This is a genomic window from Pseudomonas lundensis, assembly GCF_001042985.1.
Lineage (GTDB): Bacteria > Pseudomonadota > Gammaproteobacteria > Pseudomonadales > Pseudomonadaceae > Aquipseudomonas > Aquipseudomonas lundensis.
Genome location: NZ_JYKY01000029.1, coordinates 1 through 24,251 on the forward strand (window position 1 = coordinate 1; position 24,251 = coordinate 24,251).

Consider the following 24,251-nt stretch of genomic DNA (forward strand, 5'->3'; position numbering starts at 1 on the left):
TAACATGGAAAACCGGGCGAAAAACGCCCTCGATGAACACTGCATCAGGTCGTTTTGAGCAAATAGCGCTGCGTGCCGTGCAAATTACGACTTGCGGCCGCCGCGCAGCAAGTTGATCGGAGCATCCCTAGCTCTTTTTCTAAAAGGTCAACTTTATCTTCCAAACGCTTAATATTTTTACCATTTGATGAGCCGGAGCCCTTGTTAGCCTCAGCACGACAAGCCTCGATCTTTGCGAGTATGGGAAAATGTGCTCTGCGAGACTTCTTCAGATAACCACGGTCAAATCCAGCCTCAAGGCTGACGATGCTCGCGGTAAGTTTGGATAGGTCTAGCCCTACATGCTCGGGTACAAAAGGCTTCCCATCGAGTAGGCGTTGCAACGCTTCCTCACAGGCACCAACTCCCTTTCTTAATCCTTCACTAGGCTTCATGACTAAAGCTCCACCGTGTCGATTTGGCGAGCCTTGAAAGCCATTAGGCGCTCAATATCACCCGTCACAATTTGATATTCGCCTGAATCTTCTGCGTAGTTTGACAATTCGTTTTTAGCATCCTCAATGGCCGCACTTAACTTGGCGGGCTTGATGATCGCACCCTCGCAGGACAAACATTCGGTATAGTCACCCAGCATGAAGGAATCACAGCGGCCCACCTTGGTGCAACCGCCGAGCAGCGTTGGCCGGTAGCTAATTTCACCATTTTTCACCCGAAGTTCTGTGTCGGAACGAATATCTTCAATCTTTATCTCGCCAGCTTTAACACGCTCTTTCTGCCTCTCCATGTACGAGCCAGTGCCGCCAAACAGCGGCTCTTCTTTGAACAGCATATCTGCAATCAACTGATTGGCCACCGACATCGGCATGGCCATTTGGAAATCAAAAGCAAAGTGATTATTTGGTAGCACAAAGTCTTTTTTCTTTTCGTCATAGTAGCCAAAAATGGTACGCAGGTTATCGAAGCCATTCGCATAATAGCGCGCCATCTGAATGGTCATATGCTTGAACTGCGCTCGTAGAGTCGGCAGCGAAAGAAAGCCACTACTGCTTCCATAAAACGCTAAAGAACGCCGGAATTGATGGCTAGTCAGCGGCCAGGGCTGGCCTACTGCAAAATCTGGTTCATTGTAAAAGTCACGAGAAGGGTCGCTCTGAGCCAACTCTTGCAAATCCTCGACTTGAATTTTCAAAGTACTAAGGATATTCAGCTGCTCCCTTCTCGAAGAATAAAAGTCTGAAACGGAAATATTATTAGCCTTCTTATATTTTAAAATTGACGGATTAAGGAAAAGCAGACAATCATCATTCGGTTCGAGTTTATAGAGCTTGGCGAGGCCACGACAAATAGCTTGGGCAACTTCAACAGCCTTGACGACTTCGCTTGAGGCGAACCATGCCTCATGCTTCCTATAACCTGTAAACTTCGTAGTAGTCGAGAGCACACAAACTGTTTGCGGCCGATCGCGTACAACATTATGGTCATCAATGACTGGCGCCATGACGACCTCTTCACGCAAACAGTTATACTTCATACGTAAAACTTCTTGGTCACGCATACCGGTATAGAGATGAATAACTGTTTTTACCACATACTGCATTTGTAGCAGAACACGTTGCAGGCTAGCTCTATGGGAGCAAATGAAATCATTGACAAAAACTTCGACCAAACCGTGCTCTCTGAGTGCTTGCTGCATATCGGATCGGTAGTTCGCTCTTCCGCCCAACCCACGAGACTTCTGAGTATTAATATTGATCCCATAATGCTCGTCAGAGAAGGACGAAACAAATGACTCGATAGAATCGACACCCTGGTAAATTTGATCAAGCAGATCGCCGACAATATTAATTAAATTTAAATATATTCGCGTCGGAATTATAGGGTGTTGATTGGACTTTGGTCTTTTTAGATCGAACCTATTAGGGTTTAGAACAACGTATCCAAGCCGCTCTTGCCCAACATGAACTAGCTGATTCAAAATCCCACATAAACTGCCAGTAACATTTCGTTCGCGAATGAATGCCGCCAGATACACAGGAACGGTAAATAGTTGGCGCAAGGACAGCACACCAACCATTGGCTTTTGCCCCTGCACGAAGCAGAATTGCATAGCGATGCGCAACACGCCAAAATAATTTGACAGTGTGGACGCGCTGAGCGTGCCGAGCCGCCCACCAGTACCAAAATAAATCAGGCAATACAACAAATGCTTAACTTCTTCGATCAGTGCCTCCTGCTCATTGCTTCTATCGTCGAAAATAGTATCAAAGCGTATTCTACGTATTTTCTTGGCACTAAGCCTGTACGGATTAAAGTCCCATACAGGCTCACCGTATACCGCCGTTGCATTGCCGTGCTCATCTCGGCAAAGAACGAAATCTAGCGCAGGCTTGCCATACATTTGCGCCGCATTATCTGGCTCACTAGTAGCAGGAAACTGACCACTGGAATATAAACTGCCTATCGACAGAACAACAGCGCTCAAAATACCACCCCAATTTTTTTATAACGACTCAAACGTGCCTCCCAAAACGCAGTTAACTCGCCGTACTCAAAAACTTTAGCTTTAACCTTTTCGGCTGTTTGCTTCACTGAACCGGAGCGCTCACTAAGTGCGTCGATGATAAACTCGATTCGGATAGACAACTCTTTAAAAAGAGTTTCAGCATGAGCAAAATCGGGAGCGACTGTGCGCACAGCATTAACCACGTACTGCAAACTCAGGAGTTTGTGTAGGTCTTCTTCATCGCTGTGACATACATAATGCTCGCAGTACAAGCAGCCGTATTGCGTACGGCAGTTCGGCTTCACAAGGGCTTCAGCACCGGCTATCGCTGCCGGCTGGTTGAAACCGTCGCAGTGGCCTGCCGCTGTTGCGATCATAATTTCTGCGGCCTTCTGACTGCGCTCACGAAGGACATAGGCGGCATGCCGCATGGACTCCCAGAACTGACCGAACTCGACTTGCTGCTGTTCAGGCGTCCCCACTGCATAAGTCGATAAATTAACCTCCTCACTGTGATTTAAGGATGCCGCTACCGTGGACGGCGACATGCGAGCAAAGTGCAACTCGTTGCTTTTGTGCTTGCGCATTTTACGCGGAGAAAGACTCGGCAAATTCGGGCCAAGAAAGACTCCACGGATAGACTTATAGAACTTTCCCATGGCATCCGAAACCGGAAGCTCGCCAAAACCTGTTACACCCCCACTATTTCTATTTTTAGACCAAGAGAAAAACAATCGATCATGTCGCTCGCCATTCAAAATCCACTCGCGGAGCTTGAGGTACTCCTTTAGCAGCGGAAGACCATTCTCCCGCCCAATATTATAAAAATTTGATTTTCCACCTGCGCGAAACTTGACTGCAGAAAGCTCTTTCTTGAGCGGAGATTTTATAACCTCTAGGGCGTCCTCATAATAAAACTGACCAAACTCGGTCGGCGAAGCACCTGTAATCAGCAAGAAAAGCCCAGCATAGGCTTTCGCAGCAAGGCCAGCCAACTCAAACCGATGCCAATTACGTGCATCTCCGTTTGCCACAACCAGATTCTGCTCAGCCTTAGCTAGAGTCCTATTTGCATCTCTTTTTGCAACGCCATGTCGACCAAGCCTGGCTGCAGCATCCATGTACTCCTCGAGAGTTGATATACGATGCTCTGCCGCATTGTAAACAGGCGGCCCTTCCTTAAACGGCCCAACTGTACCGCAGGTTGATGGATAAACAACAACCTCATAATCCCTAACATTGATCACACATGGATATTTTTTATTATTAATTACAAAATCGGCACATTGCCGAGCAATTGCCAAAAAAACATCCTTATACAACTCAACGTGATCAGCACTTGGTGCTGGCGAGCCTTTTCCAGGGTTTATTCTGATAGCGCCCGATAGAATTTTGTGGCTACTTTCAGGATATAGATTCTCAACTACAGAAATTGCGGAAATTTGATAATTATATGCAGTTACAGGCTTCATCTGCTGCATGTGTATGCAATGATTCAAATGCTTAGTAAAATCCCGATACGCCTGTTGAGCGTGAACCTCACTTGCAAAAATCTCTTTATAGCCGCTTTCGTTGAGCCAGTTGACTAGGTATTCAGTACGAATGAAATAATTCAAGACTGAATGATCACGCATACCGACCCAAGACTCCATCAGCCTCAAAATCATTTCGCGGCGTCCCTCAACAAACGATGAGGTAACAACAGGTACACCTCGACTATCACTGGCACGCTCATTCTTGCCTCGAATGAAATATGCAAGGCTGCCTATATCCAGCGACTTCTTCATTACCTTAGAGGATAATTGCAGGCGCAAAAATTCAGGCTCGGAAAATTCTTGCGACAACTCACCAGGTGTAATAATTCGCGTATTGGGACGATGCTCGAACCGCTGCCAGCTATTCATCTTGAACTGTTACCTTTAACACTTCGTAGCTACCGTTAAACAACCTCTCTTCCCACACCTCTTGAGCAATTACTTTTTCGTGAGTCATCCTAAATAACTTCAGGTAATTCTCAGTCGTTTCCCTAGACTCGTGGTGCATACGTTTTTGAATAAAATCAATATCCTCTCCTGGTCTCAAAACGCCTTCTTGAACCAATGGCTGCAGGCGCTGGTAGAGTTGATAGGCGAAAGTCGCTCGCAGCCAGTGATATGAAAAATCTTTGGGAAATCGGCTAGATGCTGTACTTTGCAATTTCCGCTTTATTGTTTCCGTTACCTGCCCAGTCTGTGGCGACCTAACAATCGTGTAACGCGGATCGTTTGAAGCCATGTAATAACAATTGCCCTGATCAGAGAGAAACAAATACATATCGTCCTCTTCTATAAAAAGACCGGGGTGACTGACCTCTAATTGAGCACGGAATTTTTCCCGCCGCTTTCTCATAACTGGACTACGGGCAAGCGTGACCAGCTCTTCAGCAAGTTGCTTTGGAACATACAGAACTTGAGCTTTGTCAAATTTGGTATCAATTCCTGTGCGCGGACCGGCATGCAATTTATAGGCACCTTCAGGCACTAGTTTTTCTTCTGTAAATCCTTTCAAATGCCTCAAGCGTATGGTCAAAACGCTTTGCTTACGAGCTCCAGTCATAAGAGAAATGAGAAGAATCAACCGCTCAATGGTTGACCATTTATTTCCATTAATAGTCTCCAAAAGCGCGCCCAACTCAAGATTGGAAAGTGGTCGAAGATCCTCGCCATCTTCACGCACGAATCCCAATGGCACGGAGCTACTAGGCGGCGTGCGCCGCGTTTGGCTGCGCTTTTCAGCATCGATGATTTTCGCGCCTTTTGGGCTCTGCACGATAAACCGTACTTGCTTGATCGTATCAACACGCTTTATGTCGAGGTAATGCCAATGCTCGGAAACGTACTTATAAAAGTGATAAACAGCAGCGGTATATTGATTGATGACCTGATTACTGCGACGGCCTTCGTTAATCAGGTGATAAAAGTATTTGTAGGTCGGGCGAAGCGGAGGACGGGCACCGGAAAAGTCGAGCCAATCCAGATTGTTATCCTCACAGAACAGGAGGTAATCCAACAGTTTGCTGGCACGGCGCCTAACATCATCAGTGCGTCGACTTGCAGAGGCCCTATCACGCATGAGGCTCAGCAAGTAGTCGTTCGCTTCGTGCCAAGGGTTGCCATTAGCACTAAACAAAAATGGGAAATTGAACAGGTCACGGTCATTCCCTGAACCGACTTCATCGCATCTATAAAGCAGGTTGGATTCAGCCCCTTCAAGCGCTGACTCAATAGAGCCGCGTGGCATTTCACTGACATGCAGGATAGCGAAGGCATCCTGCAAATTTTGGATGAGAATCAGACGACCCTCGTGACGCGGATTGGTATAGGACATTCGCCCCCCTGATGAATCAGTCAATCCTATATGTTATGCGTTAGTTTACAATCGCTACTTGTCAACCTTGTTTTTGTTAAGCGATTCTACCCAGGGATCCAACTTATGGAATAGTTTGGGGTAACGCCCTTTCAGGTCTTTTTTGACCTCGGCATAGGTGCTGCGCCAAAAGTTGGCCAAGTCCTGCGTCACCTGCACCGGCCGCCGCGCCGGCGACAGCAGGTGCAATTTCACCACCTGCCGCCCGCCCGCAATACGCGGGGTATCCGCCAGCCCGAACAGCTCTTGCAGACGCACAGCCAATATCGGCGGGTGTTCGCTGTAGTCCAGCCGCACCGATGAGCCAGACGGCACTTTGATGTGATGGGGCGCCTGCTCCTCTAACCGTTGCGGTAATGGCCACGGCAGCCGGTTATGCACAATGCTGGACACATCGAGGCTGGCGAAATGGCTGAGCCGCGAGACACGTGTCAGGTACGGCGCCAGCCAGTCTTCCAGGCTGGCCAAGAGCGCCGCATCACTGACATCCGGCCAGTCACTCTGGCCCTGGGCCTCAAGGTCCAACTGACGCAACAGGCCTACCCGGGCTTGCCATTGACGCAGCTCCGGCGTCCACGGCAACAGTTCCAGGCCCTTGCGTCTCACCAGATTGACCAATGCCTGTGTGCGCGCGGTTTCGTCGAGCCCCGTCAACGGTTCGCGGCTCAACACCAGCTCACCCACTTTGCGTTGGCGCTCAGCGCGCAACACGCCTTCGCGCTCGTCCCAATCCAGTTGGTCGATCACGCTGACCTGCTCACTCAACACATCGTCCAGCAACGCGGGATCAAACTCTGCCGCCAGGTAGATACGCTCTTCGCGCTGCCCCTGGCGGCTGCCGAGGTCGGCGATGACCAGCCACGGCTGCTTCATCAGGGCATCGACCTCGCTGAACAACGCGGCCCGGCCATTGGCCAGACGGTATTCGGCGCCGCCGGGTTTGCGCTGCTGGGCGATGCGGTCGGGATAGGCCAAGGCCAGCAAGGCGCCGAGCCAGCGCGGGTGCTCGGGATCTGCCACCGGGCGGGCCGGTTTGCCGCGTAACTGCGCACGGTACTGGCGCGCCAGTTGTCTGGCACGCTGTACGCCGCCCTGCCCGCCCCGCGCTGCGCGGGCCTCACCGTCCAACAAGGCCAGGCGGCTGTGCACATCGGCCCCCGCGCCGCGAAGAATATCCCGCTCACCCAACAGCGCGGCGACGTAACAGGCCATGTCTGCCAGACCCCATTCCTGACCGCGCAGTAACAAGTGCGCGATACGCGGGTGCGCCGGTAACTCGGCCATTGCCTCGCCATGCGCCGTGAGGGGGCCTCCTTGATTCGACGCAGGGTTCATGGCGCCCAAACGCTCCAGCAACTGTAGCGCCTGTGCATAACTTGCCGCGGGCGGGGCATCCAGCCAAACCAGCTCCTGCGCACTGACGCCCCAGCGCGCCACTTGCAGCGCCAGCCCCGCCAGATCGGCCTGCATCATCTCGGCAGTGCCATACGCCGCCAACTGCGCGTGCTGATCTTCTGACCACAGGCGATAACACACGCCGGGCTCCAGTCGTCCGGCGCGACCAGCCCGCTGCGTGGCGCTGGCGCGGGAAATACGCTGGGTGTCGAGGCGCGTCATGCCACTGCCGGGATCGAAACGCGGGACACGCGCCAGCCCCGCATCGATCACCACCCGCACGCCGTCGATGGTGAGGCTGGTTTCCGCAATATTGGTGGCCAGCACCACTTTGCGCAGGCCCGAAGGCGCCGGCTCGATAGCCGCCCGTTGCGCTGCCAGCTCCAGTTCGCCGTGCAGCGGGCACAGCAGAATGTCGCTCTGTGACTCCAGCGCTTGTGCTAATTGTTGATGAACCCGCCGGATCTCTGCCTGACCGGGCAGGAACACCAGCAGACTGCCCGTTTCATCATTGAGGGCGTCCAGTACGGTCTGTACCACCCTCGGCTCGATGAACTCACCGGGCACGAACGGACGGCCCCAGCGCATGGCGACCGGGTACATGCGCCCTTCGCTACGTAAGATCGGGGCGTCGTCGAGGACGCTGGCAAGCCGCTCGCCCTCAAGCGTGGCCGACATCAGCAAGATTTTCAGCGGCTGTTCATCGCGAAACAGCTCGCGGCCGTTGAGGCTCAGGGCCAACGCCAGATCGGCATCCAGACTACGCTCATGGAACTCGTCGAAGATCAGCAGGCCGACGCCCTCCAGCGCCGGATCCTGCTGCAAACGCCGGGTGAGGATGCCTTCGGTGACCACTTCAATGCGCGTCGTGGGGCCCACTTTACTGTCGAGGCGGATGCGGTAACCGACGGTCTCGCCGACCTTTTCACCCAGTTCGCTGGCCAGCCGTTCGGCCGCGGCACGGGCAGCGAGGCGTCGGGGTTCGAGCATCACAATCTTCTGCCCCGCCAGCCACGGTTCGTTGAGCAAGGCCAAAGGTACACGGGTGGTTTTACCGGCGCCGGGCGGTGCTTCAAGCACGGCTTCGTGACGTTCAGTCAAGGCGTGGCGCAGCGCGGGTAAAACTTCATCAATCGGCAGAGAAATCATGGTGGCTCCAGAACAGTGCGGCGAGTATAACGGCGAACAGTTCGGCATTAAGCACCGTCTTGATGCCGGGATCGGCCCTTCAAACGTTTATGAGGTTTTGAGATGCGTATGTCTTCGCGCGTGATAGGTGGCGTTGTGATTGCCGCCCTGTTCACTCAACTGACTGCCTGCGGCAGTATTTTCTTCCCGGACCGTCGCGGGCAGATCGACGGCAAGATCGACCCGATGATTGCGGTGCTCGATGCCGTGGGCTTGCTGTTTTATGTGATCCCGGGCCTGATCGCCTTTGGCGTCGACTTTGCCACGGGCGCGATTTACTTCCCGCCAGGCAAGACCGCGCACATCGCCCCACAAAAACTGCAAGACGCCATCGGTGCGGACGGCAAGGTGGATAACAGCAAGCTGCAAACGATCCTTGAACGTGAATTGGGCGGCAGCTTTCCACTCGACGATCCACGTCTGATCCAGCACACGGGCAGCGTGCAGCAATTGGCCCTTTACGGCCTTGCCCCCGCCGCCTGATACAAGGAACGTTCATGACCAGCAGCCCGGAACACGCGCGCCTGTTACGCCTTGCTACCCGAGCCTCGGTGGCAGTGGCGAGCCTTTTGATCGTGACCAAGGCCATCGCCTGGTGGCTCAGCGGTTCGGTCAGCATGCTGGCCGGGTTGACCGACTCGTTGCTGGACGGCGTGACGTCGTTTCTCAATCTGTTGGCCGTGCATTACGCCTTGCGCCCTGCCGACGATGACCACCGCTACGGCCATGGCAAGGCCGAGTCCCTCGCCGGGATGGCGCAGGCGCTGTTTATTGCCGTAAGCGCCGTGCTGATTGCGTTTCAGGCCATCGAGCGCCTGAAACACCCCGAGCCCATTGGCGCGCCATGGATCGGCATTGGCGTGATTGTGTTCTCGCTGGTGATGACCGTGGCGCTGCTGGTGTTACAGCATCGGGTGGTCAAGGCCACCGGGTCGAACGCGGTGCGCGCCGACTCGCTGCATTACCGCTCCGACCTGTTGCTCAATGGCAGCATTCTGGTGGCGCTGGTGCTGGCCAGCTTCGGTTGGCCGCAGCTAGACGCGTGGTTTGGCTTGGGGATTGCGGGATACATCCTGTGGAGCGCGATCCAGATCGCACGCCAGAGTTTTTCCGTGTTGATGGATGAAGAGTTACCGGCTGACGTAAGCCAGAACATGCTGGAACTGGCCTGCAGCGTACCGGGCGTGTTGGGGGCACATGACCTGCGCACGCGCATTTCGGGGAATATCTGGTACGTGCAATTGCACCTTGAATTGCCCGGCGAGCTGACGCTCTCGGTGGCTCACGACCTCAGCGACCGCGCCGCCGAAGCGATTGAGCGCCGTTATCCACAGGCCGAAGTGCTGGTGCACGCCGACCCGCAGGAAGTAGTCAAACACCGGGATCAGTAAGTGACCTGATAACCGCGGCTGCTCAGGCAGGTGCCCTGCGCCTGACGATAGGTTTGCACCACCGCCGGTGAAGGCGCGTAGGTCACGCTGGCGGGGTTAAAGCCGCTCTGGTCGACGGCCCAGCGGTAACAGTCGTAGCGATCCTGATCCACTTGCGCAGGTGTCTGGCCATTGGCCGGATAGGCCACCACGTCGTAGCCGTTGCTCAGCGGTTGCGGCGCGGCCACGGGGATGGGCGCTGGCGGTTGCACCACGATGTAGTCCTGCGTCGCGGGTTGATAAGCGTAATACGCACCGGCGGCGAGAAATAACAGCGAGCTGCCGATCCACACTTCACGCGCGTAATCGGGCAGATAGCCTATGCGGATCCCGTAGGGCGGCTGCACCACGACATAGCGCGGGCCGTGGGGGCGATACCAGTAACCGCCGGAGTAGAAATAGTCCTGCCCACGGTAGGGTACTTGCCAATAGCGGTCGGGAAAGCGCTCAACCCTGTAGCCGGGACGATAGCGAGGGCCCGGCCCCCAACCATTGCCATGCCCGTCCGGCCGCCCCTGCCAATGGTTGTCATCGGGACGCCCGTTATTGAAACCGGGGTTTGGGCCGTAGCCGGGCCGTGGGCGACCTTGCCACTGGGAATAGTCGCCGGGACGCCGGGGAATATCCTGATAGTGACCCTGACGCGGTGGCTGAGTCTGCTGCACGGAGTCAGGTCGCGGCTGAATGCTTAATTGATTGCCGGGCGCTGACGGGCGATGTTGCGCCCCGTCGCCCTGAGGACGACTTTGCCATTGGCCACCTTGCGGCTGACCATGGCCGCCGGGCAGCGGGTTGTAATCGGGGCGCGAGGGGGCGTTCGCGCCTTGACCGTGAGGGCGATGCTCGCCGCCGTCGGGCCGACCTGGCTGAGGATGGCCTTCACCCCGCTCATCAGCCACCACATGACCGCTGACACCGACACTGAGCAAACTGACGACAGCCAAACGCCAGAGACGCGATTTCATGATGTTCCTCACTGCAGGTAGGGGCGTAACGATAAGACTGGAAATCCGGGAACCGGTTCGGCGGCAGGTTAGCAGGTCCGGCACTTATTTTTGGCCATAAAAAAGGGCGACCCGTCGGCCGCCCTTTGAATTTTTTCGTCCTGGCTCAACACGTGTGGTGTTGGCTCACCTCGCTCCGTCTTCTGGACAGTGCGTAGCCCGGGGGCCGGGGCAACCCTGTAGGGTTGGCGGCCGCGGCTGGCCTGATTCGGCGGGCCGCAGTGGACTCTATGTCCGGGCAGTGATTCTGGTGTAAAGCATAGGCCTGTGCAGACGGCACACGATTGCGAAGATTGCTCAATAAAACATTACTTGCGCAATTTTTGACTTAAGGTGGATACTTTCACGCAATAGTTATGACAAAGGGTAACTTCGTGAGCAAACTCGACCGATACGACTTGAGTATTTTGGCGGAATTACAGCGTGATGCACGCATCTCCAATCAGGAACTGGCCGAACGCATTGGGCTCTCGCCTTCGCCGTGCTCAAGACGGGTCAAGCAACTGGAAGACGATGGCTACATCTCGCGCCAGGTCGCCTTGCTGGACCGTAAAAAGCTGGGGTTGAGCCTGACCGCCTACGTACTGATCGGCATGGACCGTCATACGCCAGAACGTTTCGAGAATTTCGAATCCGCCATCCGCAGCCTGCCCCAAGTGCTGGAATGCAGCCTGGTGACCGGGGTTGACGCAGACTATCAGTTGAAAATCGTGGTGCCGGACATGGACCACTATCAACAGCTGTTACTGGGCCATCTGACCCGGATCGAGGGCGTGACCAGCGTGCGTTCGAGCTTTGTGCTCAATCAGGTGCTCAACAGCACCGAGTTGCCGCTCACGCACTTGCGAACGTAAGCCGCCACCGGCTACGGGTCACTACCCGCCGCGGGCATTGGCGTATACTCGCCCGGCTTTTCACCCCCGATGACGCTGGAGAACACTGATGGATCCTGCCGTATTTGAAGAGTGGATGATGACGATTCTGGTCAGCATCCTGATCATGTTCATGGCTTTTATCGTCTGGGATCTGGCGAAGAAGTCCAAGGCCGGGCGTTTCGGCTCGTTTATCCTGTTTTTCGTGCTGGGGCTGGGTGTGGCCGCGTTCATCATCAAAAGCGTGGTGATCGGCTTGATTGAGTCTGGCGCGCTATAGCCGCGCCGGCACTTCCCTGTACTGCCCCTGCTCCAGGCCCTCGATGCTCCAGTCGCCAATGCGCACACGCACCAGCCGCAACGTCGGTAAACCGACAGCGGCGGTCATGCGCCTGACCTGACGGTTACGCCCTTCGCGAATCACCAGTTCCAGCCAGGCCGTGGGCACGCTTTTGCGAAAGCGCACCGGCGGGTTACGCGGCCATAGCTGCGGCTCTTCAAGCGCCCGCGCCTCGGCGGGCAGCGTTTTGCCGTCGTTGAGCACCACACCCTCGCGCAGCTGTTGCAATTGCTCCGGGGTGGGCTCGCCTTCTACTTGCACCCAATAGGTCTTGGGCAGTTTGTGTTTCGGGTCCGCGATCCGCGCTTGCAACTGGCCATCATTGGTCAGCAGCAGCAACCCTTCACTGTCCCGGTCCAACCTTCCGGCCGGGTAAATGCCGGGGATGGGGATAAAATCCTTGAGCGTCGCCCGCCCGCCTTCGTCGCTGAATTGAGTCAGTACATCAAACGGTTTGTTGAACAGGTACAGCTTGGGCTCAGCAGGTGGTGCCTTGGCCACGCGACGACTGGCGGTGTGGGGTTGAGGGCTTTTAGACGCCGGACGGCGTGGGGCGGGACGAGCAGGACGGGACATGGCACACCGGACATCTAGCGATCAGGGCGGGCAATGCTAGGGGCTGTTCCCGTTTCATTGCAAGCCGCGTCGCTGAATCACATTTAGCCAGGCAAGGCGCAGCGCGAAGGGAATGGGGGTTCCCTTCTCAAGCTCTGCAACGCAGCCTGGCTAAATGACCATCACCAATCAACGGAACGGCGGTTCGTCGAAGCTGCGCAATTTGCGCGAATGCAACGAGTGCAACTGATTGCGCATCAAGTCCACGGCGGCAATGCCGATCTTCAAATGCTGGCTGACCGCGCGCTCATAAAACGCGTTGGCCGAACCGGGCAATTTGATTTCACTGTGCAGCGGTTTGTCCGAGACGCACAGCAGCGTGCCATACGGTACACGCAAGCGATAACCTTGCGCGGCGATGGTGCCGCTTTCCATGTCCACGGCCACGGCGCGAGACAGGTTAATCAGTGGACGTTCCTGCGCCCAGCGCAACTCCCAGTTACGGTCGTCGTAGGTCAGCACAGTGCCGGTGCGCAGACGCTTTTTCAGCTCATCGCCATGCTCGCCCGTGACCTGCGCCGCCGCTTCTTGAAGCGCCAGCTGCACCTCGGCCAGGGCCGGGATCGGAATGTTCGGCGGCACCACACGATCAAGAATGCCGTCGCGGCGCATGTAGGCGTGGGCCAGCACGTAGTCGCCAATGGTTTGCGACTGACGCAGGCCGCCGCAGTGGCCGATCATCAACCAGCAGTGCGGACGCAGCACCGCCAAATGGTCGGTGATGTTTTTCGCATTCGACGGGCCAACCCCGATGTTCACCAGCGTCACGCCATGGCCATCGCTGGCTTGCAGGTGATACGCCGGCATTTGGTAGCGGTGCCACACCACACCTGCCGCAATGGCTTGCGCTTCGCCGTAGTCCATGGATTTTTCGATCAGCACATTACCCGGCAGCACCATGCGCACAAAGCGCGGGTTATCGCGCAGTTGTTCGAGGCCGTGGAGGATGAACTGGTCGACATAACGGTGGTAGTTGGTCAGCAGGATCCACGGCTGCACATGGCGCCAGTCGCTGCCGGTGTAATGCACTAGCCGCCGCAGCGAGAAATCGACGCGGGCGGCATCAAACAGCGCCAGCGGCAGCGGGTCGGTGTTTTCCCAGTCGTACAGGCCATCCGCGATGCCATCCGTGGCAGCCGACAGGTCGGTGCTCGGGAATACCCGCGCCAGCGCAGCGGCCGTCACGCCGGAGCCCGCGAGTTCGTCGCCCTGCTCCACCACGTACGGGTAAGGAATGTTTTGCTGGCTGACGCCGACCTCGACGTCAACGGTGAAGTCGCGCATCAGCGGCACCAGCTGTTCCAACAAATAATTACGGAACGCGGCGGGATGGGTGACGGTGACGCTGTACGTGCCGGGCAGTTGCACCTTGGCATAGGCGCGGGTGATAACGGGCACTTCGCCATGAAAGCGGTAGGTCAACCGCAGTTCCGGGTAGCGGAACAGGGCGCGCTCTTGCGCAGACGGCTCGATGCGGTCTTTGAGATAACGCTTGAGTGCCTGGCTTAACGCCGTGGTTGCGCGCTCATGCAAGGCTGCGAGGCGGTCGACAGCCTCTTCAGCGGTGGGGACGACAATAAAAGCTTCAGTCACGATGAGCATCCTGTCTTCTGAACGGGCAGGCCGTTATCTTGCCTGCATCGCTGAGCAAAACACAGCCCGTTACAGGTCGCGGTGGCCGACCAATCAGCCCACGGACGGCGTTGAGCGCGCCACGATGGCCGCGACGTTCAAGCCGCGCGGCAAAGCGCCATAGGTTCGCGCGCTGCCGTGCAGGCGGCTGGCGATAAAGGCGTCACTCACGTCGCTGTTACCGGCTTGGAGCAGTAATGTCGCCTGTAACCCCAACGCGATGTCTTCGGTCAGTTGCCGGGCGCGGTATTGAATGTCGTCGGTGTCCTTGAACGCGGTTTTGAGCTGCGCGATGTGCTGCGCCAGTCGCCGGTCGCCATGCCCGTCCCCCAGTTCCATGAACAACGCGTCCAGCACACCCGGCTCTTTGGACAAGGCGCGCAACACGTCCAGGCACTGCACGTTGCCCGAACCCTCCCACGTTGAGTTGACCGGGGCTTCGCGGTACAGACGCGGCAAGATGCTGTCTTCGACATACCCCGCACCGCCCATACACTCAGCGGCTTCATTGATCATCGCGGGCGCCCGTTTGCAGATCCAGTACTTGCCCACGGCAGTCACCAGGCGCGAGAACTTCGCCTGCTGCGGGTCGTGCGGATGATCCAGTGCCTGCCCCATGCGCAAACTCAAAGCCAGCGCCGCTTCGCTTTCCAGCGCCAGGTCCGCCAGCACGTTTTGCATCAACGGCTGCTCTGCCAGCACCCGGCCGCCCACGGTGCGGTGCGCACAATGATGGCTGGCCTGGGTCAATGCCTGACGCATCAAGGCGCTGGAACCCACCATGCAGTCAAACCGGGTCATGGCCACCATCTCGATGATGGTCGGGACGCCGCGCCCTTCTTCGCCCAGCATCCATGCCAGCGCCCCGCGAAATTCAACTTCGCTGGAGGCATTGGAGCTGTTGCCGAGCTTGTTTTTCAGGCGCTGGATGTAAAACGCGTTGCGGGTGCCGTCCGGGCGGTGGCGCGGCAGCAAAAAGCAACTCAGGCCCTTGTCGGTTTGCGCCAGCGTCAGGAAGCCATCGCACATGGGTGCCGAGCAAAACCATTTATGGCCCAGCAGCTCATAGGCCTGGCCCGGCCCCGGCGCCCCCACCGGGTAAGCACGGGTCGTATTGGCGCGGACATCGGTGCCGCCCTGTTTCTCGGTCATGGCCATGCCCAGCGTCACACCGGCCTTCTGGCTGATGTCGACGTTGCGCGGGTCGTAGTGGGTCGCGAGCACTTTGGGCAGCCAGATCTGCGCCACATCCGGCTGCAAACGCAGCGCGGGGACGCTGGCAAAGGTCATGGTCAGCGGGCAACCACTGCCGGCTTCAGCCTGGGTATGCAGGTACGTCATGCACGCCCGGGCCACGTGGGCACCAGGGCGCGGGTCCGTCCAGGGCAACGACGGCAAGCCGTGTTCAATCGCCGTGCGCATCAGCTCGTGATACGCGGGATGAAATTCCACCAGATCGATCCGATGACCAAAACGGTCATGGCTGACAAACACGGGTTTGTTTTCGTTGGCCAGAAAGCCCGCGGCCATCAACGGCCCACCGGCCAGGGCGCCGTATTCGTCGATGCGCGACTGCGCCCAACCGGCGCCAAAGCGCTGCCCCCACGCTTGCAGCGGCAGGTCGATGCGGTACAGGTTAACGCCGTCCAGGGAGGGCGGCTGGTTGGTGACTTCGTGGGTTTCTGCGTACTGATGCAAATTCATTGCGCGGGCTCCTGGGAATCAGGCCAATGGAGCCAGTGAAGCACGCATTGCCACCTTCACAAGTGGCATAAGCGCCTAAAACTCGACGCTTTTGTCCTCATCGCCGGTTAACAGCCGTTGTGCCAATGCCTGTTGCAGGTCTTCGAAACGCAGCGGTTTGATCAGGAAATCGGTGATGCCCTCCACCTGCGTGCGTGCCGTTTGCGCAGCGGCCTGGGACTCAAACAACGCCAGCACCGGCAAGCGGGCGCATGCGGCCAGCGTCAGCAGCTGGCTGCCCATGGATGAGCCGGACACGTGACTGAACGGGCACGCCAGCAACACCGCATCCACGCGCTCCCGGCGCAACGTGTCGACCGCGTCTTGACCGCTTTGCGCCGTCAACACCCGGTAACCCGATTTGAGCAGCATCGCGCGTAACACCGCCGAGTTGGCGGTGTTGTCTTCTACCAGCAAAACGACGTATTGCTCGGGAAAACGCATCGGCATTTGTACGACTTGCGCTGTTTCGAGCGGCGACTCCATTTCGATGGACAGCTGAAATTGCGACCCCTGCCCCGGCTGCGAATGATGGGTCAGGCGACCGCCGAGCAGTTCAACCAAACGCCGGCAAATCGCCAGCCCGATGCCCAAGCCGCCATATTCCCGGGTCATGGACCCGTCGACCTGGAAGAAGTGCTGGTACAACTCGGCTTCTTCCTGATGGACAAAGCCGATGCCGCTGTCGATCACGTTAAAGGCCAGGTTCCAGCGACCCGGCCCGGCGGTTTTACCCGTGACGCGCAGGATGACCCCGCCCTGATGGGTGAACTTGATGGCGTTATCCAGCAAGCACTCCAGGCACTGCCGGATCTTCTGGGCATCGCCCAGCCATGTGTCAGGAAGGGTGCGGGCCACTTCGTGGGTGAAGGAAAGCCCTTTGACCCGGGCTTTTGGCCCGAACTGGTCGTGCAAACCCTGCAACAGCTCGCCCACACTGAAACGGTCACTACGGGCCGACAGGCGACCGGCTTGCAGCTCGGTCAACGTCAAAATGCCATTCACCATGCCCATCATTTCTTTGGCCGAGCCTTCAGCGGTCTGGGTGTACTGATCAAGTTCGGGCGTCATGTCCAGCGTCTTGATCAACTCCAGAGAGCCAATCACACCGTTCATGGGCGTGCGCAGCTCATGGGTCACGGTGGCCAGGAACTCGTCCTTGAGCTGGTTGGTGCGCTCCAGTTGCTGGTTCATGGCCGCCAGTTTTTGCCCGGACTCTTGCAGGGTCCGGGCTTGCAAGTCGCGCATGGCATTGATGCGGTCCGCCAGCGCCAGCGACAGCAGCCCGACTTCAATCGCCGAACCGATCTGGCTGGCATACATGGTGAGAAATACATTGGGCAGATAACCCAACACCATCAACGTGTTGACCAGGCCACCGACCAAAAAGGCGGTCCAGGCGATGACGAAATAACGCGCCACCCGCAGGCCGCGGCACCACGCCACGATCCCGGCCACAAAGATGGTGAAGATAAAGGCCAGCGCCAGCCCGGTGGCCAGTCGCAACGAAATCGCGTAGCTGGTGGTCAGCGCCAGCACCATGACCAGCGCGCCGACCGCCATCAGCAGCATCAGCGCACGGTCGAGCCAGCGGCTGTGGCTGGCGGTATGCAGGAAGGTGCGGGCGAACTGACAGCCGAAAAAGGCTGCCGAACCGATCAGAAACGGCGTCGCCGCGTTCGCCCACCACGGGTTGTCAGGCCAGAAATACTGCACTGCGGCGCCATTGACCGACAGTTGATACAGGCCAAACGAGGCAATGTAGAAGATGTAATAGAGGTAACTGGTGTCACGCACACTGATGTAGATAAACAGGTTGTACACCAGCATGCCGAGCAGTACGCCGTAGATCAGGCCGAGGATGTAGATGCGCACGGGCTGGTCTTCGAGGTAGGCCTTGGCAGACCACAGCGTCAACGGCGCCTGAATGGAGCCTTCGCTGGCCAGACGCAAGTACACGGTCTGGGTGTGGCCCGGAGAGAAATTCAGCTCGAACAGGTAGTTGTTTTCTTTGACCGGGCGGCTGTCAAAGGGCAGGGCGTCGCCGGTGCTCTGCGTCAGTTCGAATGCGCCGTCGGCGTTTTGCTGATACAGGTCGATATGGTCCAGCGGCGGGTACGCCAGCTCCAGCAACCAGGACGTACTGGCTTGCGGGTCACGCGGCTGATAGTTGAAATCGACTTTAAGCCAGAACACCGAATGCGAGTAACCCGCGTTCAGGGTGTCTTTTTTATGGGGTTGCAAACGTTCAGGATGGGCCACGATATCGGCGATGGTCGCTTGCCCGGCCACATCTTCATAGACGTGCATCTCACGGCCCAAGGGCAGGCGTTGAGTGGTTTCGTCAAAGGTGATTGCGCTGGCCAGCGCTGGCAGCCAGCCCATCAGGAAAATAAAAAAATAGCGCATACAGCCCCAAAATGGCCTGCCCGATTGCGTCTTTGGGCCTCCTTTCCCTTTGAGACGACGTAAACCAGCATTACCTGTTATTCGTTTGAGGGTCACTCTAGCACAGCAGCTAATGGCAAATACACATCACGTAAACATTCAATGCAAAGCGTCTAGATCAAGCCTTACAGCGATACTGAGCCTGCAAAAATACAATCTGATACGGTAGTTTTTTCCGAAACTGACGTGAGAAAAATCGCCACACCCTGAGCCGCCCGCAAAAACGGTTTGGTGGTAAGCTCGCGCACCATGAATATCTACAGCTCTCGCCCTGTTGTCCTCTGTCTCTCCGGCCATGACCCCAGTGGTGGCGCCGGCTTGCAGGCAGATATCGAAGCCCTGCTGGCTCAAGGTTGTCACGCCGCTCCGGTGGTCACCGCCCTGACTGTGCAGAACACCGTTAACGTCAGCGATTTCCGCGTGCTGGATCGTGAGTGGGTGCTGGCGCAAGCCGCTGCCGTGCTCAGCGACTCCAACGTGGCCGCGTTCAAGCTTGGCATGCTCGGCTCTTTAGAGATGGTCGACACCGTCGTCGAGCTGCTCAAGGCCCACCCGCACGTGCCGATGGTCTGCGACCCGGTGCTGCGCGCAGGCGGCGGCGGGCGGCTGGGCAAGGACGAAGTGGGGTTCGCCATGCGCGAGCGCCTGCTGCCCCTGGCCACTATTGCGACCCCTAACTTGCCCGAAGCCCGCATTCTGGCCGAACTGCCGGAGGGCAGCGCCGACGCGTGTGCCGAAAAACTCCTGCCGTACTGCAAGCACCTGCTGATTACCGGCGGGCACGGCGATGAACACGAAGTGCACAACCGCCTGTACAGCCGCGACGGCAGCCGTCACACCTTCACGTGCTATCGCCTGCCTGGCAGCTACCACGGTTCGGGCTGCACGCTGGCCAGTACCCTCGCCGGGCGCCTGGCCATTGGCGAGCAGTTGGTCAGCGCGGTTGAAACCGCGCTCAACTACACGTGGCGCACCTTGCGTGACGCCGAGCAATTGGGTCAGGGGCAATTTGTGCCGCGCCGCTTGCCGCTGGACTTTTGCTCGTAACACAAGGGGCTCGCACCATGAAACTGCGTGGACTTTACGCAATCACTGACAGCCAACTGCTGGCAGGCAAATGCCTGACGTACGTGGAGGCCGCCCTTGATGGCGGTCTGACATTGCTGCAATACCGCGACAAGAGTGCAGATGACGCCGGCCGCCTGCGCGAAGCCGAGGCATTGCGCGAGCTGTGCGCACGTTACGGCGCGCAGCTGATTATCAACGATGACGCCGAGCTGGCGGCGCGGCTGGGCGTTGGCGTCCACTTGGGTCAGACCGATGGCCCGCTGAACCCGGCCCGCGCCCTGCTGGGCCGCAACGCGATCATCGGCTCGACCTGCCACAGTCAGATCGAACTGGCTCAACAGGCCGCCCAGGAAGGCGCGAGTTACGTCGCGTTTGGCCGTTTTTTCAATTCAAGCACCAAGCCCGGGGCGCCGACCGCTACGCTGGAACTCCTGGATCACGCCCGTGCGCAGCTCACTGTGCCGATTTGCGTGATCGGCGGCATCACCCTGGAGAACGCCGCGCCACTGGTCGAACATGGCGCCGACCTGCTGGCCGTGGTGCACGGGCTGTTTGGCGCCGAGACGGCGCAGGCCGTTACCCGCCGCGCCCGTGCCTTCAACGATTTGTTGTCACTTTAACTACCGAATCCTGATTCAGAGAGAGCCCACCATGTCTCGTTCCGAAACCCTGTTTGCCAACGCTCAAAAACACATTCCCGGCGGCGTGAATTCGCCAGTGCGGGCCTTCAAGAGCGTCGGTGGCACCCCGCTGTTTTTCAAACACGCCGAAGGCGCCTACGTGACGGACGAAGACGACAAGCGCTACGTGGATTACGTGGGCTCGTGGGGGCCGATGATTCTGGGCCACAGCCACCCGGACGTTCTGGACGCCGTGCGTTCGCAACTGGAGCACGGCCTGTCGTACGGGGCGCCGACCGCCATGGAAACTGAAATGGCCGACCTGGTGTGCTCCATCGTGCCGTCGATGGACATGGTGCGCATGGTCAGCTCCGGCACCGAAGCCACCATGAGTGCCATCCGCCTGGCGCGTGGCTACACCGGCCGCGACAACATTCTCAAGTTTGAAGGCTGCTACCACGGTCATTCCGACAGCCTGCTGGTTAAAGCAGGCTCCGGCGCACTGACACAAGGCGTACCCAGCTCGGGCGGCGTACCGGCGGACTTCGCCAAACACACCCTGACCACCACGTTCAACGACATCAACGCCGTGGAAAAACTGCTGGCCGACGTCGGTGACACCGTCGCCTGCATCATCGTCGAGCCTGTGGCCGGCAACATGAACTGCGTGCCGCCAGCGCCGGGCTTTCTGCAAGGCCTGCGCAGCCTGTGCGACCAGCACGGCGTGGTGCTGATTTTTGATGAAGTGATGACGGGCTTCCGCGTCGCCCTCGGCGGTGCCCAGGCGCACTATGGCGTGACACCGGACTTGAGCACGTTTGGCAAAATCATCGGCGGCGGCATGCCGGTTGGCTGCTTCGGCGGCAAGCGCGAAATCATGGAATGCATCGCACCGCTGGGCCCGGTCTATCAGGCAGGCACCCTGTCCGGCAACCCGCTGGCCATGGCTGCTGGCCTGACCACGCTGCGCCTGATCAGCCGTCCGGGCTTCCACGCCGAGTTGACCGACTACACCACGCGCCTGCTCGACGGCTTGCAGGAACGGGCGGATGCGGCGGGTATCCCATTCGTTACCACCCAGGCAGGCGGCATGTTCGGCCTGTACTTCAGTGGCGCAGACGACATCGTCACCTTCGACGACGTCATGGCCAGTGATGCCGACCTGTTCAAGCGCTTCTTCCACTTGATGCTTGAAGGCGGCGTGTACCTGGCGCCCAGTGCCTTCGAAGCGGGCTTCACGTCCATTGCCCACGGCGATGCCGAGTTGAAGCTGACCCTGGACGCCGCAGAACGCGCATTCGCCGCCCTGAAGTGATCCGCCAAAACGACAAGGGTTGTGGCCCTTGTCGTTTTTTTATGCCCGTAATGCACTGATCTTTTAACCCACTCGTCCAAAATCGTCTTAAATCAACCGATATCACGTTCGCGCAGCAGAAAAACGAGTAAAGACTTTGTAAGGTTGCCTCGGCTTATTTCATAATGCGCGCCTATACATCCCTTGGTCGGGCCCGCCCGTCTTTCAGAGGTACGTCGATTCCCATGAACCGCACCGGCCGCGCCCTTGCAATGGGCTGCCTGTTGCTCCTACAGCCGTTGCTTGCTCAGGCAGGCGGTAACTCGTTGTTGATCCCGGCGATGGGTCGCTGCACCCTCAATACTCAGCCAGAGAATCTGGAAGAGGCGCTCGCTGCGTGCGTGCAAGCGGCAAAAGGCGGGGATGCAGAAGCCGAATACGAGTTGGGCGAGTTCTACTACGACGTCAATAATCCCAAGCGCGACCTCAACCAGGCCCTGAGCTACTTCGAACAAGCGTCGCTCCAAGGCCACGCCATGGCACAGTTCAAGCTCGGCACCATGTTCTACAAAGGTGAAGGCGTACCCGCCAACAACATTCAGGCGTATATCGTGCTGAAAATGGCGGCCGTCAATGGTGCGGAAGACGCACTGGACACCGCGGATGAAGTGGCCGAACAAATGCCCCGCGACCAGCTCGAAACCGCGACCCAGGTGCTGGGGCAAATCTTCCGCAAATACCTGATGGAACTGCAATCGACGGACGCCCGTTCGCCGTTTTCGCCATTGCCTTGAGTTCCGGCAGCCCAGGGCTGCCATCTGCATGACTTATCCAGACGCGAGCCTTACTTCTCCGGCATCGGAAACGGAAACGGCATGACATTGCTGACGCCCCGCGCCTCGCTGATTTTGGGCGTGCCCAGGCGTTCCACTTCGTCGATGCGCACAATTGAATGCATCGGCACAAAGCTGCGCACAACGCCTTCGAACTGGGCCTTGAGTTTTTCTTCGCTCGGGTCAACGACCATTTGCGTGCGCTCACCGAAGACGAATTCTTCTACTTCCAGGAAGCCCCACAGATCACTTTGATAGATCTGTTTGGCGTACATTTCGAACACCTGTCCCTGGTTGAGGAAAATCACCTTGTAGATTGGAGCTTCACGTTTGGTCATGGAGGGCGGGTAAACATCTGAAGGTATAAAAGAGGGCGCGAACTATAGCATAGCCTCCTGACGCACAGCGCTAGGAAGCAACGGCTATGCCCCCTATAATGCGCGGTTCTTTGAACCACTTGATGAACACCCATGGCCAAGAAGCTTTACATCGAAACCCACGGTTGCCAGATGAATGAGTACGACAGCTCACGCATGGTCGATCTGCTGGGTGAACATCAGGCCCTGGAAGTCACGGCGCGCGCCGAAGACGCTGATGTGATCCTGCTTAACACCTGTTCCATCCGCGAACGCGCCCAAGACCGGGTTTATTCGCAACTGGGCCGCTGGCGCGAGCTGAAACTGGCCAACCCGGAGATGGTAATTGCGGTTGGCGGTTGCGTGGCAAGCCAGGAAGGCGCGGCGATCCGGGATCGCGCGCCTTACGTGGACGTGGTGTTCGGTCCGCAGACCCTGCATCGCCTGCCTGAGATGATCGACGCGGCGCGCATGACCAAGCTGCCACAGGTCGACGTTTCGTTCCCCGAGATTGAAAAGTTTGATCATTTGCCGGAACCGCGCATCGACGGCCCAAGCGCCTATGTCTCGGTAATGGAGGGGTGCAGCAAGTACTGCACGTTCTGCGTCGTACCTTATACCCGCGGCGAAGAAGTCAGCCGTCCGTTCGATGACGTGGTAGGCGAAGTGATTCACCTGGCTGAAAACGGCGTGCGTGAAGTGACCCTGCTCGGGCAGAACGTGAACGGTTATCGCGGCCTGACCGACGACGGTCGCCTGGCCGACCTGGCGGAACTGATCCGCGTGGTGGCGGCGGTCGACGGGATCGAGCGTATCCGCTACACCACGTCGCACCCGCTGGAGTTTTCCGACAGCCTGATTCAGGCCCACGCTGAGGTCCCGGAACTGGTCAAACACCTGCATTTGCCGGTGCAGTCGGGTTCGGATCGTATTCTGTCGGCGATGAAACGCAACCACACGGCGCTGGAATACAAGTCCAAGTTGCGCAAGCTGCGCGCCGCCGTGCCGGGTATCTGCATCAGCTCCGACTTCATCGTCGGCTTCCCCGGCGAGACCGAAAAAGACTTCGAGCAGACCATGAAGCTGATCGAAGACGTGGGTTTCGATTTTTCTTACTCGTTCGTGTACAGCCAGCGCCCGGGCACGCCCGCCGCCGACCTTGCCGACGACACGCCCGAAGAGCGCAAGAAAGAACGCCTGAACGCCTTGCAACATCGCCTCAACCAACAAGGTTTCGAGATCAGCCGACAAATGGTGGGATCCGTCCAGCGGATTCTGGTGACCGATTACTCGAAAAAAGACCCCGGCGAACTGCAAGGGCGCACCGAGAACAACCGCATCGTCAACTTCCGCTGCGATAACCCGCAGTTGATCGGCCAGTTTGCGGACGTGCATATCGATGCCGCTCAACCCCACTCCCTGCGGGGCTCGCTGCTGAACTGAGCCGACGCGCAGTCGCTGACCCCTGATCGTCAAGATCCTCGATGTTTAAAGGGCAGACACCT

General features: G+C 57.7%; 20 protein-coding genes. 9 read left to right on the plus strand and 11 right to left on the minus strand.

Annotated features, from left to right (window positions below):
• Window positions 1-44: 44 nt before the first annotated feature.
• From TU74_RS19145 to hrpB, 5 genes are read right to left on the minus strand one after another with little or no spacing between them, the layout of a single operon-like run.
• Window positions 45-434: a hypothetical protein gene (locus tag TU74_RS19145; protein ID WP_048377363.1), complete on the minus strand. Its 390-nt coding sequence runs from the start codon at window positions 432-434 to the stop codon at window positions 45-47.
• 2 nt (window positions 435-436) lie between these two features.
• Entirely contained in the window at window positions 437-2,482 is a 2,046-nt protein-coding gene (locus TU74_RS19150) for a hypothetical protein (protein ID WP_048377364.1), read from the minus strand.
• On the minus strand, window positions 2,479-4,407 hold the full coding sequence (locus TU74_RS19155) for a hypothetical protein (protein WP_053070044.1): 1,929 nt from the start codon (window positions 4,405-4,407) through the stop codon (window positions 2,479-2,481). The genes TU74_RS19150 and TU74_RS19155 overlap by 4 nt, the downstream gene beginning before the upstream one ends.
• Window positions 4,400-5,869 (minus strand): site-specific integrase, encoded by a 1,470-nt coding sequence (locus TU74_RS19160; protein ID WP_048377365.1) that lies wholly within the window; start codon window positions 5,867-5,869, stop codon window positions 4,400-4,402. Before TU74_RS19160 ends, TU74_RS19155 begins: the two co-directional genes overlap by 8 nt.
• Before the next feature lie 54 nt (window positions 5,870-5,923).
• Window positions 5,924-8,452 (minus strand): ATP-dependent helicase HrpB, encoded by a 2,529-nt coding sequence (gene hrpB / locus TU74_RS19165; protein WP_048377366.1) that lies wholly within the window; start codon window positions 8,450-8,452, stop codon window positions 5,924-5,926.
• Between the two features lie 102 nt (window positions 8,453-8,554).
• Between hrpB and TU74_RS19170 the strand changes: the two genes are divergently transcribed.
• Both TU74_RS19170 and TU74_RS19175 read left to right on the plus strand, forming a co-directional pair.
• Window positions 8,555-8,974: a hypothetical protein gene (locus TU74_RS19170; RefSeq protein ID WP_047295677.1), complete on the plus strand. Its 420-nt coding sequence runs from the start codon at window positions 8,555-8,557 to the stop codon at window positions 8,972-8,974.
• A 14-nt stretch (window positions 8,975-8,988) separates the two neighbouring features.
• A complete protein-coding gene (locus tag TU74_RS19175; RefSeq protein ID WP_048377367.1) occupies window positions 8,989-9,882 on the plus strand; it encodes a cation diffusion facilitator family transporter in 894 nt (297 codons plus the stop codon).
• Here TU74_RS19175 and TU74_RS19180 read toward each other — a convergent pair.
• Complete coding sequence (locus TU74_RS19180; protein ID WP_048377368.1) at window positions 9,876-10,886, minus strand: DUF6515 family protein; 1,011 nt, start codon at window positions 10,884-10,886, stop codon at window positions 9,876-9,878. The two genes, TU74_RS19175 and TU74_RS19180, sit on opposite strands and share 7 nt — an antisense overlap.
• Window positions 10,887-11,299: 413 nt before the next feature.
• Here TU74_RS19180 and TU74_RS19185 point away from each other — a divergent pair, with 413 nt between their 5' ends.
• Window positions 11,300-11,779: an Lrp/AsnC family transcriptional regulator gene (locus TU74_RS19185; protein WP_047274261.1), complete on the plus strand. Its 480-nt coding sequence runs from the start codon at window positions 11,300-11,302 to the stop codon at window positions 11,777-11,779.
• An 88-nt stretch (window positions 11,780-11,867) separates the two neighbouring features.
• Window positions 11,868-12,077, plus strand: a complete 210-nt coding sequence (locus tag TU74_RS19190) for a DUF2788 domain-containing protein (RefSeq protein ID WP_047273525.1) — start codon at window positions 11,868-11,870, stop codon at window positions 12,075-12,077.
• Here TU74_RS19190 and TU74_RS19195 read toward each other — a convergent pair.
• The 4 genes from TU74_RS19195 to TU74_RS19210 all read right to left on the minus strand — a co-directional run bounded on the left by TU74_RS19195 (window position 12,072) and on the right by TU74_RS19210 (window position 18,536).
• Complete coding sequence (locus tag TU74_RS19195) at window positions 12,072-12,638, minus strand: pseudouridine synthase (RefSeq protein WP_162199726.1); 567 nt, start codon at window positions 12,636-12,638, stop codon at window positions 12,072-12,074. The two genes, TU74_RS19190 and TU74_RS19195, sit on opposite strands and share 6 nt — an antisense overlap.
• A 243-nt stretch (window positions 12,639-12,881) precedes the next feature.
• Window positions 12,882-14,354 (minus strand): AMP nucleosidase, encoded by a 1,473-nt coding sequence (gene amn / locus TU74_RS19200; protein WP_162199724.1) that lies wholly within the window; start codon window positions 14,352-14,354, stop codon window positions 12,882-12,884.
• Window positions 14,355-14,438: 84 nt separating this feature from the next.
• Window positions 14,439-16,088 (minus strand): acyl-CoA dehydrogenase family protein, encoded by a 1,650-nt coding sequence (locus tag TU74_RS19205; RefSeq protein WP_047273523.1) that lies wholly within the window; start codon window positions 16,086-16,088, stop codon window positions 14,439-14,441.
• A gap of 75 nt (window positions 16,089-16,163) precedes the next feature.
• On the minus strand, window positions 16,164-18,536 hold the full coding sequence (locus TU74_RS19210) for a hybrid sensor histidine kinase/response regulator (protein WP_048377369.1): 2,373 nt from the start codon (window positions 18,534-18,536) through the stop codon (window positions 16,164-16,166).
• A 288-nt stretch (window positions 18,537-18,824) separates the two neighbouring features.
• Between TU74_RS19210 and TU74_RS19215 the strand changes: the two genes are divergently transcribed.
• The 4 genes from TU74_RS19215 to TU74_RS19230 all read left to right on the plus strand — a co-directional run bounded on the left by TU74_RS19215 (window position 18,825) and on the right by TU74_RS19230 (window position 22,351).
• The gene (locus TU74_RS19215; protein WP_047295685.1) at window positions 18,825-19,622 is read left to right on the plus strand and encodes a hydroxymethylpyrimidine/phosphomethylpyrimidine kinase; all 798 of its coding nucleotides are present in this window, start codon (window positions 18,825-18,827) and stop codon (window positions 19,620-19,622) included.
• Window positions 19,623-19,639: 17 nt separating this feature from the next.
• Window positions 19,640-20,263, plus strand: coding sequence for a thiamine phosphate synthase (gene thiE, locus TU74_RS19220; RefSeq protein ID WP_048377370.1), 624 nt, complete (start codon window positions 19,640-19,642; stop codon window positions 20,261-20,263).
• A gap of 31 nt (window positions 20,264-20,294) precedes the next feature.
• A complete protein-coding gene (gene hemL, locus TU74_RS19225) occupies window positions 20,295-21,578 on the plus strand; it encodes a glutamate-1-semialdehyde 2,1-aminomutase (protein ID WP_048377371.1) in 1,284 nt (427 codons plus the stop codon).
• Between the two features lie 224 nt (window positions 21,579-21,802).
• On the plus strand, window positions 21,803-22,351 hold the full coding sequence (locus TU74_RS19230; protein ID WP_047273518.1) for a tetratricopeptide repeat protein: 549 nt from the start codon (window positions 21,803-21,805) through the stop codon (window positions 22,349-22,351).
• Between the two features lie 50 nt (window positions 22,352-22,401).
• Here TU74_RS19230 and TU74_RS19235 read toward each other — a convergent pair whose 3' ends face one another.
• Complete coding sequence (locus tag TU74_RS19235; protein ID WP_019411970.1) at window positions 22,402-22,728, minus strand: DUF1820 family protein; 327 nt, start codon at window positions 22,726-22,728, stop codon at window positions 22,402-22,404.
• A 132-nt stretch (window positions 22,729-22,860) separates the two neighbouring features.
• Between TU74_RS19235 and miaB the strand changes: the two genes are divergently transcribed.
• Entirely contained in the window at window positions 22,861-24,189 is a 1,329-nt protein-coding gene (gene miaB, locus TU74_RS19240; protein ID WP_047273517.1) for a tRNA (N6-isopentenyl adenosine(37)-C2)-methylthiotransferase MiaB, read from the plus strand.
• Window positions 24,190-24,251: the final 62 nt, after the last annotated feature.